Origin of the sequence: Paenibacillus qinlingensis, assembly GCF_013204845.1 — a bacterium.
In the GTDB taxonomy this organism is placed as follows: Bacteria; Bacillota; Bacilli; order Paenibacillales; family NBRC-103111; genus Paenibacillus_E; species Paenibacillus_E qinlingensis.
This window is the reverse complement of record NZ_JABMKY010000008.1, coordinates 29,911-45,551: the sequence shown is the minus strand read 5'-3', so window position 1 is coordinate 45,551 and position 15,641 is coordinate 29,911. Positions and strand designations below refer to the sequence as shown.

The 15,641-nt window shown below is 44.7% G+C and carries 10 protein-coding genes; all 10 read left to right on the top strand.

The features are described 5' to 3' along the window. Positions 1–243: 243 nt before the first annotated feature. The 10 genes from HQN88_RS16515 (at position 244) to HQN88_RS16470 (ending at position 15,616) form a co-directional block, all read left to right on the top strand. Positions 244–2,898 carry a 3-keto-alpha-glucoside-1,2-lyase-like domain-containing protein gene (locus HQN88_RS16515; protein ID WP_173114148.1) on the top strand — a complete coding sequence of 885 codons (2,655 nt, stop codon included), beginning with the start codon at positions 244–246 and terminating at the stop codon, positions 2,896–2,898. A gap of 187 nt (positions 2,899–3,085) precedes the next feature. Then, positions 3,086–3,655, top strand: a complete 570-nt coding sequence (locus HQN88_RS16510; protein ID WP_173114145.1) for a dihydrofolate reductase family protein — start codon at positions 3,086–3,088, stop codon at positions 3,653–3,655. Positions 3,656–4,014: 359 nt separating this feature from the next. Continuing rightward, positions 4,015–5,547: an extracellular solute-binding protein gene (locus HQN88_RS16505; RefSeq protein WP_173114142.1), complete on the top strand. Its 1,533-nt coding sequence runs from the start codon at positions 4,015–4,017 to the stop codon at positions 5,545–5,547. Between the two features lie 83 nt (positions 5,548–5,630). After that, positions 5,631–6,581, top strand: coding sequence for an ABC transporter permease (locus tag HQN88_RS16500; protein ID WP_173114139.1), 951 nt, complete (start codon positions 5,631–5,633; stop codon positions 6,579–6,581). 1 nt (position 6,582) lies between these two features. Continuing rightward, complete coding sequence (locus tag HQN88_RS16495) at positions 6,583–7,452, top strand: carbohydrate ABC transporter permease (protein ID WP_173114136.1); 870 nt, start codon at positions 6,583–6,585, stop codon at positions 7,450–7,452. 114 nt (positions 7,453–7,566) lie between these two features. Continuing rightward, a complete protein-coding gene (locus HQN88_RS16490; RefSeq protein WP_173114133.1) occupies positions 7,567–8,580 on the top strand; it encodes a response regulator in 1,014 nt (337 codons plus the stop codon). A 4-nt stretch (positions 8,581–8,584) separates the two neighbouring features. Further along, positions 8,585–10,435, top strand: coding sequence for a sensor histidine kinase (locus tag HQN88_RS16485; RefSeq protein WP_173114130.1), 1,851 nt, complete (start codon positions 8,585–8,587; stop codon positions 10,433–10,435). Beyond that, complete coding sequence (locus HQN88_RS16480; protein WP_173114127.1) at positions 10,432–11,892, top strand: sulfatase; 1,461 nt, start codon at positions 10,432–10,434, stop codon at positions 11,890–11,892. The genes HQN88_RS16485 and HQN88_RS16480 overlap by 4 nt, the downstream gene beginning before the upstream one ends. A 47-nt stretch (positions 11,893–11,939) precedes the next feature. Further along, positions 11,940–14,189, top strand: a complete 2,250-nt coding sequence (locus HQN88_RS16475) for a glycoside hydrolase family 3 C-terminal domain-containing protein (protein ID WP_173114124.1) — start codon at positions 11,940–11,942, stop codon at positions 14,187–14,189. Between the two features lie 86 nt (positions 14,190–14,275). Further along, positions 14,276–15,616: an MFS transporter gene (locus HQN88_RS16470; RefSeq protein ID WP_216855736.1), complete on the top strand. Its 1,341-nt coding sequence runs from the start codon at positions 14,276–14,278 to the stop codon at positions 15,614–15,616. Positions 15,617–15,641: the final 25 nt, after the last annotated feature.

The following is a 15,641-nucleotide window of genomic DNA, read 5'->3' as shown; positions in this document are numbered from 1 at the left end:
GATCTCCTCTTGTCTGTGTTCTCATGTATATAGCCGATAGTTATTTAATGATCTTATTGGGCTATGCCTAAACAAGATTATGACTTCATGAAAGGGGGAAGAATGCCGCAAAATAGATCAGTTTGTTATCGTGGAAAATGTTAGCGCTTCCAATTTTCGCAAGCAAGGACCTTGTTTAGCGTACGAAGCTTCGCTGCCTTTATCATATCGGTGGGCAGTAAATAATCTTAAGGAGGTATATCCATGTTTACAGTGACAAGAAAATTAGTCGGCTTGTTGGTCGTGCTTGGCATCATAATCACAGGCTTGTTACCCAGAACGGTTGGAGCAGCTCCAGCTACGATTCAGAATTACCCGATGCCGTCCATCTATACGGCATCCAGTGTATTTTCATTGAAAGCAGATAATCAGTCCATTCCTGTGATTAACTATAAGGATGACTATGACTATGCTCAATTTTCTTTTGCAGGAACGGTCAGTATTGAGGTTACTTCTAATGTGCCGATTACCTCCTATTCCATCAGTCCAATGGCCAAAAACATCGAGGGGACTGTTAATGGGAACAAGCTAACGTTTACGCTTTCTACCTCCACATATGTGATCGTAACAATCAATGACCAGACGAAGAGAATTGTCATCGCAGCAGATCCCTTGGAGACGAATATTCCCCCATCCACAGGTGCCGGGATTTACAATGTGACCCAATCCCCATACAACGCGGATAATACGGGGACATCGATGGCATCCAACGCGATTCAGCAGGCTATCGACGCCGCCAATCAAGCTGGCGGTGGCATTGTATTCATTCCAGCCGGTGTCTATAAGAGCGGGAATCTGACTTTGAAAAGCAATGTGACCTTTTACCTAGCCGGAGGCGCGGTCATTGTCGGTACAGGCAAGGGCGAAGATTACGGGATTGATTTTCGAAAGGATTCACGAAATGCGGATGGAACGTATTTTATTCGTACTGCCGTAGACTCCAGCAATATCACCATACGGGGAAGGGGAACCATTGATGGAAAAGGCATAGCGATGCGAGAACGAAAAATGCCAGCACCGAATAAAAATGAAGGATTATTGAATAATCTGATCGTACCGCTCGCAACTACAAATTTTAATTTTGATGGTTTAACATTGCGGGATGCTGGTTTCTGGTCGTTCATGGTAGTTCGTTCTGACAATGTTACAATCAAAAATCTCAAAGGATTCCAGGATTTATACAAAATCGAAAATGATGTTATCGATATCAACGAGAGTCAGAATGTGCTTGTTAAACATTCGATTGCCATATCGGATGATGACACGTATTCTACAAAAACCTGGTTGCAGACGGGAATGTCTAGCGGATGGCCTGGAGCGCTTGAACATTTGGAAAATGTAGTTTTTGATGACGCATTTGCATGGACCAGATGCGCGGCTTTCAAAATTGGCCAAGGGGTAGCCCAGGCGCAAATCGGAGTGACCGTCCGAAATTCGTATGTGTATCAAAGCGCAAGGGCATTGCTGGTTGATCATGGTTACACAAGTAATACGCTTCCGGAGGAAGGTTACGCTCAAAATATTACGTTTGAAAATATCGATATTGAACGAGTCGGTATTAATCAATTCGGGAATCATTGGCTTACAGTTTCTACTAGTACTTCTGGCAATGTAAACAATGTAGTATTAAAGAACATTAATCTGCGCGAAGTGGGATCAGAGCAATCCAGACTTTCCGGGAACCTCACCAAAGGTGGAATGGTTAATGGTGTCATGTTCTCAGATGTTTATGTAAAAGGCAAGCTCGCAACTAATCTGACTGACTTGAAAGTTAGTGTAATAAATGCCAATGTAAGTGGCATCATCTTTGCCAATACGAAACCGTTGTTTAGTGAAAATTTCGAAGATGGAGATACGGCGGGATGGACATCCGTTTCAGGTGATTGGACCGTACCGACAGTCGACAAGAATAAAATGTTATCCAGCGGCAGTCAGACAACAACATCCCTTATTGTCGCCAATGCTGGCGGCTCATGGACGGATTACGCCTATGAAGCCAAAGTGGAAATGGGCATTACCAATGCCAATGCAGGCATTGTCTTCAGGGTTCAGGACGCCAATAATTATTATATGTATCGAATCAATTCATCCAATCAGAAATTGGAGTTGTATAAATCCGTTAATGGATCAATGACGCTAGTAACAAGCACTCCTTTCGCAGCCGTTGAGAAGCAGTCGTATACAGTTAAGGCGGTTATAGAAGGGAATAAAATTTCCTGTTATGTGGATGGAGAATTAAAAATGGCATGGACCAATCCTATAACGGAATTGACAACAGGCGGGATCGGATTCCGCACCACCTCGATGGTCGTCCATTTTGACGATGCCCTAGTGTCACCAATCATCCGATTGAATGATAATTTTGAGAATGGAAGTATGACCGGATGGACGTCATCTTCAGGTTCATGGAGTGTGGTGACAGACGGAACGAAAGTTTTAACGCAAAATAATTCAACTACTGCGCTCATTACAGCTGGTGATGCATGGACGGACTATACGTATGAAGGTAAAGTGAAAATGCCCATCACCAATGCCAATGCGGGCATCGTCTTCCGGGTGCAGAATGCGGATAATTATTATTTGTATCGAATAAATGTAGGGAATCAAAAGCTGGAGTTATATAAAGCTGTGAATGGACAGCTGACCTTAGTATCCAGCACTTCTTTCACAGCTCAGGCGAACCAGTGGTATACGATCAAGGCTTCTATTCAAGGGAATACGATAAAAGGTTACGTGGATGGAGTATTAAAGACGGAATGGACTAATCCTGTAACGGAATTAACTACAGGGAAAATCGGATTCAGAACCACCTCGGTGGATGTATCTTTTGATGACGCATGGGTTCTGTCTTCTAACTAGTAGCGACGAATTGCGGCAAGCTTTGAAAAATAAGCGTTCACTCCATGGGGTGAACGCCTATTTACATTCAAATTTCCACTTGATCCTTACGTTACGTAATGATTTATAGTGAACGTATGAACAGAAGAAACACGGGCATAATGCCCAAAATCGAACAATGAAATTCAAAATCGGAGGAGAAGCCAACATGAGAAAACTTGTATTGTTCATGCATGTATCGCTGGATGGATACGCGTCGGATTTGAACGGAGGACTAGATTGGATTCCATACAACGAGGAATTAGAGAAATACGCTGAGGAGGTTGTAGCCGAAGTTGGATCTCCCGTATACGGACGCACGACCTACCGGATGATGGAGAGCTACTGGCCCACGGTGCTGGACAATCCGGATGCGTCGAAGCACAGTATGGAGCATGCCAAATGGGTGCAGGATGTTAAGAAGATCGTCATTTCCAGCTCGATGGACAGTGTGGAATGGCACAATACGATGCTGATCAAGGACAATATCGCGGAGGAAATCAAGGCGCTCAAGGAGCAGCCTGGCAAAAATCTCGTTATTTTCGGCAGCCCGGGGGTGGCGAAGACGTTGCTTGAGCTCGGCCTGATCGACGAATTCCTGCTGACGATTTGTCCGGTCATCTTGGGCGGCGGAAAATCGGCATTCCACGGCAACGGTGAGAAAACCAAGCTCAAGCTGCTGTCCATCCGAACGCTCAAGTCGGGCGTTACCGCGGCTCGCTATGAGTTGGAGAAATAGGCCGTGGCCTTCAAGGTTTATGCACAACCACTCCCTGCACAATCCGTGCAAGGAGTGGTTTGTTTGCGTTTCGCTGGACCCCTAGGCGTTAGTGCCCGATGTTGATGTGCAGTACAAACGCAACGAATTTTTTACGCCCCTTGTCATGGCCACCTGCGCCTGGGAAGTCACATTAATTATGATAGAAGTTACGCTTGTATTAATTTTTTGTGGGGAAAATAGTGTAAGAGCCATTGATAATGTTTCGGAGAATATGCAAAGAAATCGGACTATACGTTAACGACCTAGGTGGGGATATTTGATAAAGTTGAACTAACTTCTTTTTCATGAAGAAATAGATTCAGGGGGGCTTTGGAAGAATGAAAAAAATGATAACGCTCTCGTTAAGCGCTGTGATGTTGACTACACTGCTTGCGGGTTGCAGCGGGGATTCCGTGACAGGAAAGAAGGAGTCAGAGAAAGGCAATGCTGCAGCAGACGACTTGAGTGAAAAAGTAACTATTAATCTCATGACGCGAAGCTACGCTGGAGGAGGATGGCCGCCTAATCATCCCATCATTGAGGAACTGAACAAAAAGCTGAATATCGATCTTAAGATTGAATGGGTTCCTTCTGCCAACTATCCAGAGAAGCTAAATGTCATGGCCGCGTCGAACAACTTCCCAGATGTCTTTTATATGACGAACACAGAGTATGTAAAGTGGCAGAGTAAAAATATTTTTATGGATGTGAAGCCGGAGTTAAACAAGTATCCAAACATTGTAAAGTACATTCCAGAGCAGTCGCTGAAACATTTTAACCCGAAAGATAAATATTTCGGTATACCATTTTACAACCAAGAAACGAGAGATTCACTGGCCATTCGCAAAGATTGGCTCGATAAACTGGGCCTCAAAGTGCCGGAGACGATCGATGAATTTTATAACGTCGCCAAAGCGTTTGCTTTAAACGACCCAGATGGCAACGGCAAGCAGGATACGGTGGGCTTTTCGATGGAAATTAGCCCTGGAGGCAATTTCGGGTTCTGGGGAAGTGCACGATACCTGACTTCCAGTTTCGGGCTTGCGAACAAATGGAAATTGGAAGCAGACAAGCTGGTTCCTATGCAAACCCAAAGTAAGGAGTTAAAGGATTTTATCGGATTTATGAAAAAGGCTTATACAGAGGGAGTATTGGACAAAGATTTTCCGATCCTGAAATCGCGTGATTCGCTTAATAAGATGGAGGCCGGAAAGTCCGGTATTGCCAATGTTAATCCGCAGCAGCTTTATATCGAAACTTTACCGCCGTTAACGAAGTTGGATCCGAAAGCGGAGCTTGTCCAATTGCTGCCACCGACCGGCCCTACAGGAAAACGCGGGACACCAGGTTCACCAGCATCGGACAAAATCGTAATCAATTCTAAGATCGATGTTAAGAAACAGCAACGGATCCTGAAGCTGATGGATTACATGCTTTCTGACGAAGGTTATGATCTGGTGAAGCATGGGATCGAAGGTGTCCACTACAAGAAGGTATCGGCCGATAAATACGAGCAGCTCGAAGCATCTATAAAGGACAGACAGTTCTTGTTAGTTGGCTGGTTCTTTAAACGGTTCGACCCGCTGTTTCTGGTTTATAAATGGAATGATCCTAAAGAGACGGCAACGATTAAATCATATTTCGATAACAATGAGAAACTTAAAGTGAATAACGACGGTTTTGGTCTTGAATCGGATACAGCCATCAAAGTCGGACCGACGATAGATAAAAAATGGATGGATACCATGGTTAAGGTTATTGTTGGTCAAGAACCGATGGAGTCCATAGATAAAGCGATTGCTGAATGGAAGACCGGCGGAGGAGATACCATTATTAAGGAAATAAACGACGAATATCTGAAAACAAAATAATAGGCTGTCAAACGTTAAAAGCCTGAATGATCGAGCTGTTCATTCAGGCTTTATTACCAAATTGAGAAATGGAGGTTGCTGTGTTGAGTACTGCGATAACGGAATCCATTCGGGCAAACAGCAAGAGCACGCCTCGCAGATGGGATGAATGGAAGCGCGGAATCCCAATTTACTTGATGATTTTGCCGGGCTTCTTATATTTTATAGTCTTTAAATATATTCCTATGGGCGGCATTATCATCGCCTTCCAAAACTATGACCCTTTCGATGGCTTTCTCCAAAGCCAATGGATAGGATTCGATAACTTCATTCGTCTGTTCCAGGACCCGGATTTTTGGGGGATCTTTAGGAATACCCTAGTGATTAGCGCTTTGAACTTATTTTTCTTTTTTCCTGTTCCGATCATCCTCTCTCTTCTATTGAATGAGGTTCGCATCCGTTGGTATAAAAAATGGGCGCAAACATTGCTATATGTTCCTCACTTCTTAAGCTGGGTAGTCATCGTCAGTATGACTGTCTTGTTATTCTCATCTCAAGATGGAGGGATTAACATTCTTCTTTCTACTTGGGGTTATGAGCGTATTGAATTGATGACCGATCCCAGTTACTTCCGGATACTTTATTTGTTTCAGGTGGTTTGGAAAGAAGCCGGATGGAGCGCGATCATTTTCCTCGCGGCTCTTGCTTCTGTAGATCCAACACTGTATGAGGCTGCCCGGGTTGACGGCGCTAGCCGCTTCAGACAAATTTGGCATATTAATTTGCCTGCTCTGAGGGCGACCATCATCATTTTATTTATATTGCGATTGGGACACGTGATGGATTCGGGTTTTGAACATATCCTACTGCTCCAGAATTCGCTGAATATTGATATTTCAGAGGTGTTTGACACTTATGTGTTTCGGGTTGGAATTAACCAAGGGGAATTCAGCTATACAACCGCGGTCGGACTGTTCAAAGGATTGGTCGGATTAGTGCTCGTCTACTTGGCCAACAAGGCATCCCGGAAAATAGGAGAGGAAGGGGTATATTAGGATGAAGAATAAGGCCATCACGAAACGATTTTCATTATTTGATATATTCATCTATTTGCTTCTCTCTTTAATTCTGCTGTTGGTTATATTCCCTTGTTTGTATGTGCTTCTTAGCTCTTTTTCGACGAAACAAGAAATGTTATCACGAGGTTTTTTCCTAATTCCAAAAGATTGGACATTAAACGCCTACGGCTATTTATTCAGCAACCATAACTTTATTACATCTTATTGGAATGCGCTGCAAATAACAGTGGGAGGGACTGTACTCAGCATTACGGTTACTACTTTAATGGCTTACGGGTTATCCCGGACTTGGCTCAGGGGCAGAAAAGCGATAAATATAATGGTCTTATTTACAATGATTTTCAGCGGCGGCATTATTCCTATGTATTTACTGACCAGTCAGCTTGGCTTACTGAATAGTTATTGGTCGCTATTTTTGAATAATGCTGTCCTTCCGTTTAACTTGATCGTGATGAGAAGTTTTTTTCAGAATACGCCCAAGGAACTTGAGGAAGCAGCTCGGATTGACGGCTGCGGGGAGTGGACCTTGTTTTTGCGGGTCATTCTGCCTTTATCCATGACCTCGGTCGCTACCTTCATTATGTTTTACGCAGTGTTTTATTGGAACTCTTATTTCCAAGCCGTTCTGTTTATCAGCGATTCGCAGAAATTACCCCTGCAGGTGTTCTTAAGGCAAATAATATTGGAATCGAGTAATTCGCTGGAAACGTCAACCAAAGGATTTGAGTATGGACCTCCGGTGCAAATGGCTGTCGTGGTCATGGCCTCGATTCCGATGCTTATCATGTATCCGTATTTTCAAAAGCATTTTGATAAGGGAATGCTTGTGGGGTCGGTAAAAGGGTAAACCCAACTTCGTGCGCGGATGCATTCTGGGACCCCCATGATATAATGAAGGATTAATGTCGAACTCCAAGGGACGGCATAGTGGATTCATTAAAACTATAGGTGGTGCTCATATATGTATCAAGTCATGATTGTTGAGGATGAGCATTGGATACGTGGTGCCATCGCCAAAATGGTGGAGCAGATGGGAAGCGAATACGAAGTTGTGGCCGAGGTGGGAAATGGGGAAGAGGCATTGCAGATGATTTATACGGTGTGGCCCTCTATCGTTATCACCGATATCATGATGCCTATTCAGGACGGCCTCTGGCTGGTTCGTGAAATACACGAGAGACGATTGCCGATCATTACAGTTATTGTAACGGGGTACAGTGAATTCGAATATGCACGGCAAGCGTTGCGTTATAACGTCAGTGATTTTTTGCTCAAGCCCGTGATGGAGGAGGAGCTAAATAAAGCATTGCAGAACGCGTGTGAGGGAATAGCACAATTCATAAATCTGAGACAGTATTTCCTGAGCATTCAGCAATTTTTTGACAAAATCACCGATATGGATCCTCAGTCTGTGTTTAAGGAACAAGCCGATATTGTTCAGCAAATTATTGGCACCTCTACATTGCAGGAAAGCGAAAAAATGATAGTACTCAAAACGTTCTCCGGAAAATTCAATGACTTGATTCAAGGTATGGAGCCCTCCTTCACTCGTATGGAGATTGCTCAATTTAAGCAGGAGCAGGTCACCCAGTACTTTCATACTTTGACGCAACACTGGATTCAGTATTATAACACGATATTCAACATTGATATGCGCCAGCTTGTCCGTAAAGCATGTGAGTTCCTACACGCCCATTACGCTGAAGAATTGTCGATTACGGAAATGACCAATCGGTTTCATATCAGCGTTTCCCAATTTAGCCTGTTGTTTAAAAAGTATACTGGGCAAACCTTTATCAACTATTTAACCGCGCTCCGGATCCAGCAGGCCAAGCTTCTATTAATGGAAGGTAATCTAAGGATCTACGAAATTGCCGAATTAGTCGGCTTTAATTCTTTGCCGCACTTTAATCGTGTATTCAAACAGAACACGGGGCAATCCCCCAATGAATACAGAAAATCGATGGGTGTATAAACGTATGAGAAAAACTTTTGCTGATTTCCATTTTCGTTTCTCGATCAAAGCGAAGTTAACGTTTGCCTTTCTTTTCCTAGGCTTATTCACCATTTTATTGATGGGATTTCTGTCTTACACTTACTACAGCAGCGGGATCAAACGGGACTTTTATCGAATTTCCCAGGAGGCTACACTCCGGCTGAATCATCATATCGATTTTTACATTTACCAGTTGGGAAAGTCGACGTCATCTGTGGCGAAAGACGAGCTCATTCAACAGTGGATGAAACGAGGCCAATCCCATTCCTCGCAGGAAAAAGTAGACGTTCAAAACGTCCTGAGAAGATCTGTGGCTCTCAACTATCCGGAAATTGCAGGCATGTTTCTGCTCACCCCAGATGGTCGAACGTTGGCGATGTCGAACTTGTCCTTAACTTCGGAAGATGTTTTTAACGATGAGCCTTGGAGCTATGACGGCTTTCAGGAGAAAACCGTGGTGATCCCCACGCATACTGTGAAATACATCACCGGCGACGTACGCGTGCTGTCTTTAGAGCTGCCTATCTATAGCATTGAAAACATGGATTTTCTAGGGAAGTTGGTCATCGATTTTTATTTGGATGAAATCAACCGCACATTCGAAAAGGCAGCGCTCGCTCCAAAAGGCCGATTCTTTATCATATCCGAAGAGGATTCGATTGTTTATTATCCGGAATACAGCTGGCTGGGCGTAGATCGCAAGTTGACGGAATTGGGGAAGCTGAATCTTTCGGTTAACGAAAGTGCTTCGATTCAAGAGTGGGAAGGTCGGAAAACCCTGGTAGCCGTTACGAAATCGGAAACGACGGGGTGGAGCTTCGTTTCGACGGTCCCCTATGCCGAGATGGCATCAGCGACAAAGAATACCCCGAATGCCATGATAGCTGCATTTCTGATAATAGCCTTGGGGATTGTGTTGGCCGTACCATTCTTGTCATCGATCTTTGTTAGGCCAATTCTTCATCTTAGTAAAGTCATGAGCAATGTGGAGCGAGGAGACCTGAACGTCCGTGCAGTCCATGTGTCTGGTCACGACGAATTTCAGTATTTAAATCGAAGCTTCAATATGATGATTGATCAAATTCAAGAACTGATCGAAACCGTCAGTACTCTGAAGTACAAGGAAGTCAGTCTTCAGCTTAGGGAAAAGGAAGCGTTGGTCAAAGCATTGCAAACCCAAATTAATCCGCATTTTTTGTACAACTCGCTCGACATAATCAAAAGTATGGCTTATTTGGAGGATATGCCGGAAATTGTTAATATGGCCCGCAGCTTGGCGGACTTTTACAGATATACCGCTAAAGATACGGATTCGATGGTGAAGTTGGAAGACGAGTTAACGCAGTTGAAGCATTATTTATCGATTATTCATGTTCGATTCCCTGGAACATTTCGTAGTCAATTCAGCTTAAATGATCAATTTATGGAATGCTTGATCCCTAAATTGATTATCCAACCACTTGTTGAGAACGCGGTGAAATATGCAATAGAGCCTAAAGAAGGCAAAGGGAGCATTATTGTCAATGCATTTAACGATCTAACTGATCTAGTGATTGAAGTAGCGGATAACGGGCCGGGCATTCGTCCTGACCGTCTAGTGGAAATCAAGAATATGCTTAAACAGCTCTCAGAAAACGCGCAACTTGGGTATGGGAAACAACAGTCATTAGGTATTGCGAACGTACACGCGAGGATTGTTTTGCAGTATGGAAGTCAATACGGGGTGCACGTGGATTCATTCGAAAGCCGCGGTACGGTCGTTTCTATTCGTCTGCCATTAAATATGCTCCAGATACATTCGGACAAAATTTTTGAAGGAGAGGATCTACAATGAAGGCTATTATGCTTATGTTTGATACGTTAAACAGACATATGCTTCCTCCTTACGGAAGCGATTGGGTTCATGCACCGAATTTTGCAAGGTTAGCTGAGAAAACGGTTGTTTTTGACCAAGCCTATGTGGGAAGTATGCCTTGTATGCCTGCGCGGCGGGAGATTCATACGGGACGATACAACTTTCTTCACCGCAGTTGGGGCCCGGTAGAACCATTTGATGACTCCATGCCAGAGTTGCTCAAGAAGAATGGTGTTTACTCGCATTTGGTGACCGATCACCAGCATTACTGGGAAGATGGCGGAGGCACCTACCACACCCGATACAGCTCGTATGAACTGATTCGCGGGCAGGAAGGCGATCCATGGAAAGGTGAGGTTGCCGATCCGCAGATCCCGGAGATGGCCGCCATGAAGCAAATGAACCCATTGATCCGGCAAGATTGGGTGAATCGTAAATATGTGCGGGAAGAGCAGGATTTTCCGCAAGCGCAAACGATGGAGAAGGGCTTGGAATTTATACGGACGAATCATAGGGAGGACCGATGGTTCGTTCAGATCGAAACATTTGACCCGCACGAGCCTTTCTATGCACCGCAAAAATATCGTGACTTATATCCGCATGAGTATGACGGAAAACATTTTGATTGGCCGCCTTACGGTCCAGTAAACGAAACGAAGGAAGAAATCGAACATGTTCGGTTTGAATATGCAGCCCTAGTCAGCATGTGCGACCATTATCTCGGCAAAGTGCTGGATACCATGGACGAATTGGACCTTTGGAAGGACACAATGCTTATTGTAAATACCGACCATGGGTATTTGCTTGGGGAACATGACTGGTGGGCCAAAACGATCATGCCATTCTACAATGAAATTGCCCATATGCCACTTTTCATATGGGACCCTCGAAGCGGAAAATGCAATGAACGCAGGAACAGCTTGGTGCAGACTATCGACTTAGCTCCAACTTTGCTGGAATTTTTTGGACTGGACGTTCCCGTGGATATGCAGGGAAAGGTTCTTAAGGAAACGATAGCCAGTGACCTTGCGGTACGAGAGGCCGCTCTTTACGGATTGCACGGCGCACATGTGAATGTGACGGATGGCCGCTACGTCTATATGCGTGCTCCGGTTTCTAAGGATAATACGCCGTTATACAACTACACGCTGATGCCGACTCATATGCGCAGCAGGTTCTCCTTGAAGGAACTGCAGGAGATCAGTTTACAAAAGCCGTTCTCTTTTACGAAGGGGATACAAACGTTGAAGATCAAGGCAGCCGGGTATAGCCATTTCCACTCATTGGGTACATTGCTATTTGATGTTGCCGAGGATCCGTTTCAGAAGCATCCTATCCAAGATCAGCACATCGAAACAAACATGATCCGAATGCTCAAGCAGCTTATGGAAGCAAATGAAGCTCCGCCGGAGCAGTATGTTCGATTAGGCATATAAGCTAGAGATATCTGTATACTTTAAATAAATTCTTCGAGGAGAAACAGATGAACATAGAAGAACTGATAGGTAAAATGACGGTTGAAGAGAAAATCAGCTTGCTGGCCGGCGCCTCGCCTTGGCGTACACAAGCGATTGAGCGGTTGAATATTCCCTCTATAAAACTGACCGACGGGCCACACGGTGTGAGACTCACGACGGCCAGTGAGCCAGGTGAGATGCTTTCGAAAACGCAGCCTGCGACGGCTTTTCCGATCGAGGCTGCGATGGCGGCTACGTGGAATGAGCCATTGATTCATGAGTTGGGTGTAGTGATTGCAGAGGAGTGCCAATATTACGACGTTGGAATTATTCTTGGACCTGGTATGAATGGCAAGCGTTCTCCGCTTGGCGGGCGCAACTTCGAGTATTTCTCGGAGGATCCTTTTTTAACGGGTAAAATCGGGGCTTCCTTTGTGAAAGGTGTACAAGAGGGTGGCGTTGGGACGTCAATTAAACATTTCGCGGCCAATGAACAAGAAACGAATCGAATGGTTGTCAGCTCTGAAGTGGACGAGCGGACCTTAAGAGAGCTTTATATGCTTCCATTTGAAATGGTAATTAATGAGGCTAAGCCGTGGACGATAATGTGCTCCTATAACAAAGTAAATGGTATACACATGGCGAACAACGATAAGTATTTGAACGGTCTTCTGAAGCAAGAATGGGGCTTTGAAGGTTTGGTCATGTCTGACTGGGGAGCTGCTGTAGACAAGGTGGCGTCCGTTCAATACGGTCTTGATTTGGAAATGCCTGGTCCGGGCCACCGTAATGCGGAAGTAGTGGAAGCTTATCGAAACAAGCAGATTACTGCTGAGCAGCTTGATGATCATGTCCGCCGAATTCTGAAGGTCATTCATCTGGTGCTTGCGCATAAGAGGGAAGTCCAATCGATTGATGTGGACCATCATCATGCAATTGCCCGTAGAGTGGCAGAAGAAGCGATTGTGCTTCTTAAGAACGAGGATTTCATTCTTCCTCTTGTCAAGAAAGCCAAAATAGCGGTATTAGGAAAGTTCGCAGAAGCGCCTCGATTCCAAGGCGGCGGCAGCTCTCATATGAACCCGGCCCTACTGGACATTCCTCTTCAGGAAATTTCCAAATTCGCTCACACCGTTTACGGTGCAGGCTACGATGAGACGGATAACGATGAGCTGTTGAAGAAGGCTTGCGAGCTGGCAGCGGGTCAGGATGCGGTAATCATTTTCGTCGGAACAACGGAAAAAATCGAGAGTGAAGGATATGACCGTGAAGACTTGAACATACCCCGCAACCATACGCGGCTGATTGATGCGGTGTCCAAAGTCAATCCAAACGTGATCATCGTTGTAAATAGCGGTTCAGCGATAGATATCGGTACGTATGAGTCACAGGTAAAGGCCATTGTGCAGGCTTGGTTGCCAGGACAAGCTGGAGGTTCGGCCATTGCAAACGTTTTATTCGGAGAGGTTAACCCGTCAGGAAAACTAACGGAGACGTTCCCGTTGGCATTAGAGCATAACCCGTCATACCTGTCATTCCCGGGCAATATTAAGCAAGTGAAATACGCGGAAGGCATCTTTGTCGGGTACCGTTACTACGATACGAAGAAGCTGGATGTGAAATATGCGTTCGGTTACGGCCTTTCTTATACCGAGTTCGAGTACTCAAATCTGCGTCTTTCCAGCAACAGCTTAAAGGACGGCGATGTACTGAAGGTTACAGTAGATGTGAAGAACGTCGGTGAGTGTACAGGTAAAGAAGTCGTGCAAGTATATGTGCGTGATGTGAAATCCTCTGTATTGAAAGCGGATAAGGAACTGAAGGGTTTTGCAAAAGTCGAACTTATTCCTGGTGAAACGAAGTCCGTACAGATCGAAGTGAATGAACGCGCTTTCTCGCATTACATTGAGCATCTTGGCAAGTTTGCCGTTGAATCCGGCGAATTCCAAATTCTCGTCGGCGCTTCTTCCCGTGATATCCGTCTATTTGGGACTACTACATTCACATCTTCCGGAGATTTGAGAGAACCGTTAACACTGCAGCACTCGCTACAAGAATGGTTGAAAGACGGCCGCTATGCGGATAAAGTCCAGTTCGTAATGTCTCAAATGTCCCAAATGAAAATAAATGAGGATAACCCGCTGTATCCTATCGTACTTGGCATGCCAATCCGTATTATACTGAGTTCCCTGCAATCATATGGTTACTCGCAAGAAGTGGTAGATCAGATTCATGGCATGTTCAGCGAAGCATCTGCGGCACAAGAGATCGTATAAATGAGAGAAATGACTATTTGAGCAACCCTTTCACTGACTTTGATAAGAAAATAGAACAAAGGATGTGAAAGTAGATCAACGAAAAAATGGTGTTGCCAGTCTGGACGATTGGTTTGTTTATCGTTGTTATGAACACAACGATGTTTAATGTTTCAATCCCAAGTATTATTCACGATCTACATATTAGCGCTGATCAAGGATCTTGGGTCATCTCGAGCTATTCCTTGGGTTATGCTTTATCGACCATTATTTACAGCAGGCTAACTGACGTTGTGCCAATGAGAAAGCTGCTAACGGTTGGCCTTTTGGTGCTCGGCCTTTCATCCTTACTGGGCTTTTTCGCGAATGATTTTTACACGCTCTTGATGGCACGAATTATTCAATCCATGGGCTCGGGTACAATGGCAGGTCTTGGTCTGGTACTGGTTAGCCGTTACATTCCGAAAGAAAGACGCGGGTCGGCGATCGCTATGATTTCAGCAGGGAGTGCGATGGCATTCGGACTAGGTCCGATAATCGGGGGACTAGTCAATGCATACTTCGGTTGGAACGGACTATTCGCGGTAACGTGCCTTGTTTTGGTTATTCTTCCTGCTTTGTTGAGCTTACTTCCAAGGGAGAACGCCTTACGGTTCCACTTCGATATTCCCGGTGCATCCTTAACCGTCGTCAATGCGGTTACTTTGCTGTTAACGGTGACACAGGTTTCCGTGATTTGGCTAGCGGTCTTTTGTCTTTCGATCGTACTTCATACCTGGCATATGAGTAGAGGGAAAGAAACTTTCATTAATCCTGATCTATTTAGGAGTAAAGCTTATCGCAAACTCATTGTCATAGGATTTTGTATTTTAATGTTAAATCTCGGCAACTTGTTTCTGATGCCACTGGTACTTGCGAAAGTATTCAACCTTTCGGCTATGAAAATCGGAGTGACGATAGCTCCAGGGGCCATACTGTCTGCCTTCTTGACACGCTACTTCGGCCGATGGATCGATCGATACGGCAATTTACTCTTCTTGTTCATCGGACACACCGTAATGGTTTTCGTATTGCTTCTATTTTGCACTGTGCTAGGTGCTTCTCCAATTGTAATACTCATAGGTTACATTTGTTTTTCGCCTGCATTTTCGGCTACGCTCGCATCGCTGAACAATGAAACGTCGCGAATTTTGATGAAGGCCCACATCGGCTCGGGAATGGGACTAATGCAGCTCATTCAGTTTTGCGGCGGTTCAATCTCTGTAGCGGTATGCGGGGTCTTGCTCGAAACGCACAAAAAAACAGAAATACTAGCGTCGTACCAGCACTTGTATGGACTAATGTTACTGATAGGCTTACTTTCCATCGGAATTCTGATATGGTTCAAGCTTTCTATAAATAAGGAATCGGATTCACTGAAAACGCCCATGCAAAGCGAAGGGGTTTGAGATTTGAATGGATTCTAGGGGGACA

Coding starts and splice junctions, on each gene's coding strand:
- HQN88_RS16495 (WP_173114136.1), top strand. CDS start 6,583: ATGAAGAATAAGGCCATCACGAAACGATTTTCATTATTTGATATATTC.
- HQN88_RS16485 (WP_173114130.1), top strand. CDS start 8,585: ATGAGAAAAACTTTTGCTGATTTCCATTTTCGTTTCTCGATCAAAGCG.
- HQN88_RS16505 (WP_173114142.1), top strand. CDS start 4,015: ATGAAAAAAATGATAACGCTCTCGTTAAGCGCTGTGATGTTGACTACA.
- HQN88_RS16515 (WP_173114148.1), top strand. CDS start 244: ATGTTTACAGTGACAAGAAAATTAGTCGGCTTGTTGGTCGTGCTTGGC.
- HQN88_RS16470 (WP_216855736.1), top strand. CDS start 14,276: ATGGTGTTGCCAGTCTGGACGATTGGTTTGTTTATCGTTGTTATGAAC.
- HQN88_RS16480 (WP_173114127.1), top strand. CDS start 10,432: ATGAAGGCTATTATGCTTATGTTTGATACGTTAAACAGACATATGCTT.
- HQN88_RS16475 (WP_173114124.1), top strand. CDS start 11,940: ATGAACATAGAAGAACTGATAGGTAAAATGACGGTTGAAGAGAAAATC.
- HQN88_RS16490 (WP_173114133.1), top strand. CDS start 7,567: ATGTATCAAGTCATGATTGTTGAGGATGAGCATTGGATACGTGGTGCC.
- HQN88_RS16510 (WP_173114145.1), top strand. CDS start 3,086: ATGAGAAAACTTGTATTGTTCATGCATGTATCGCTGGATGGATACGCG.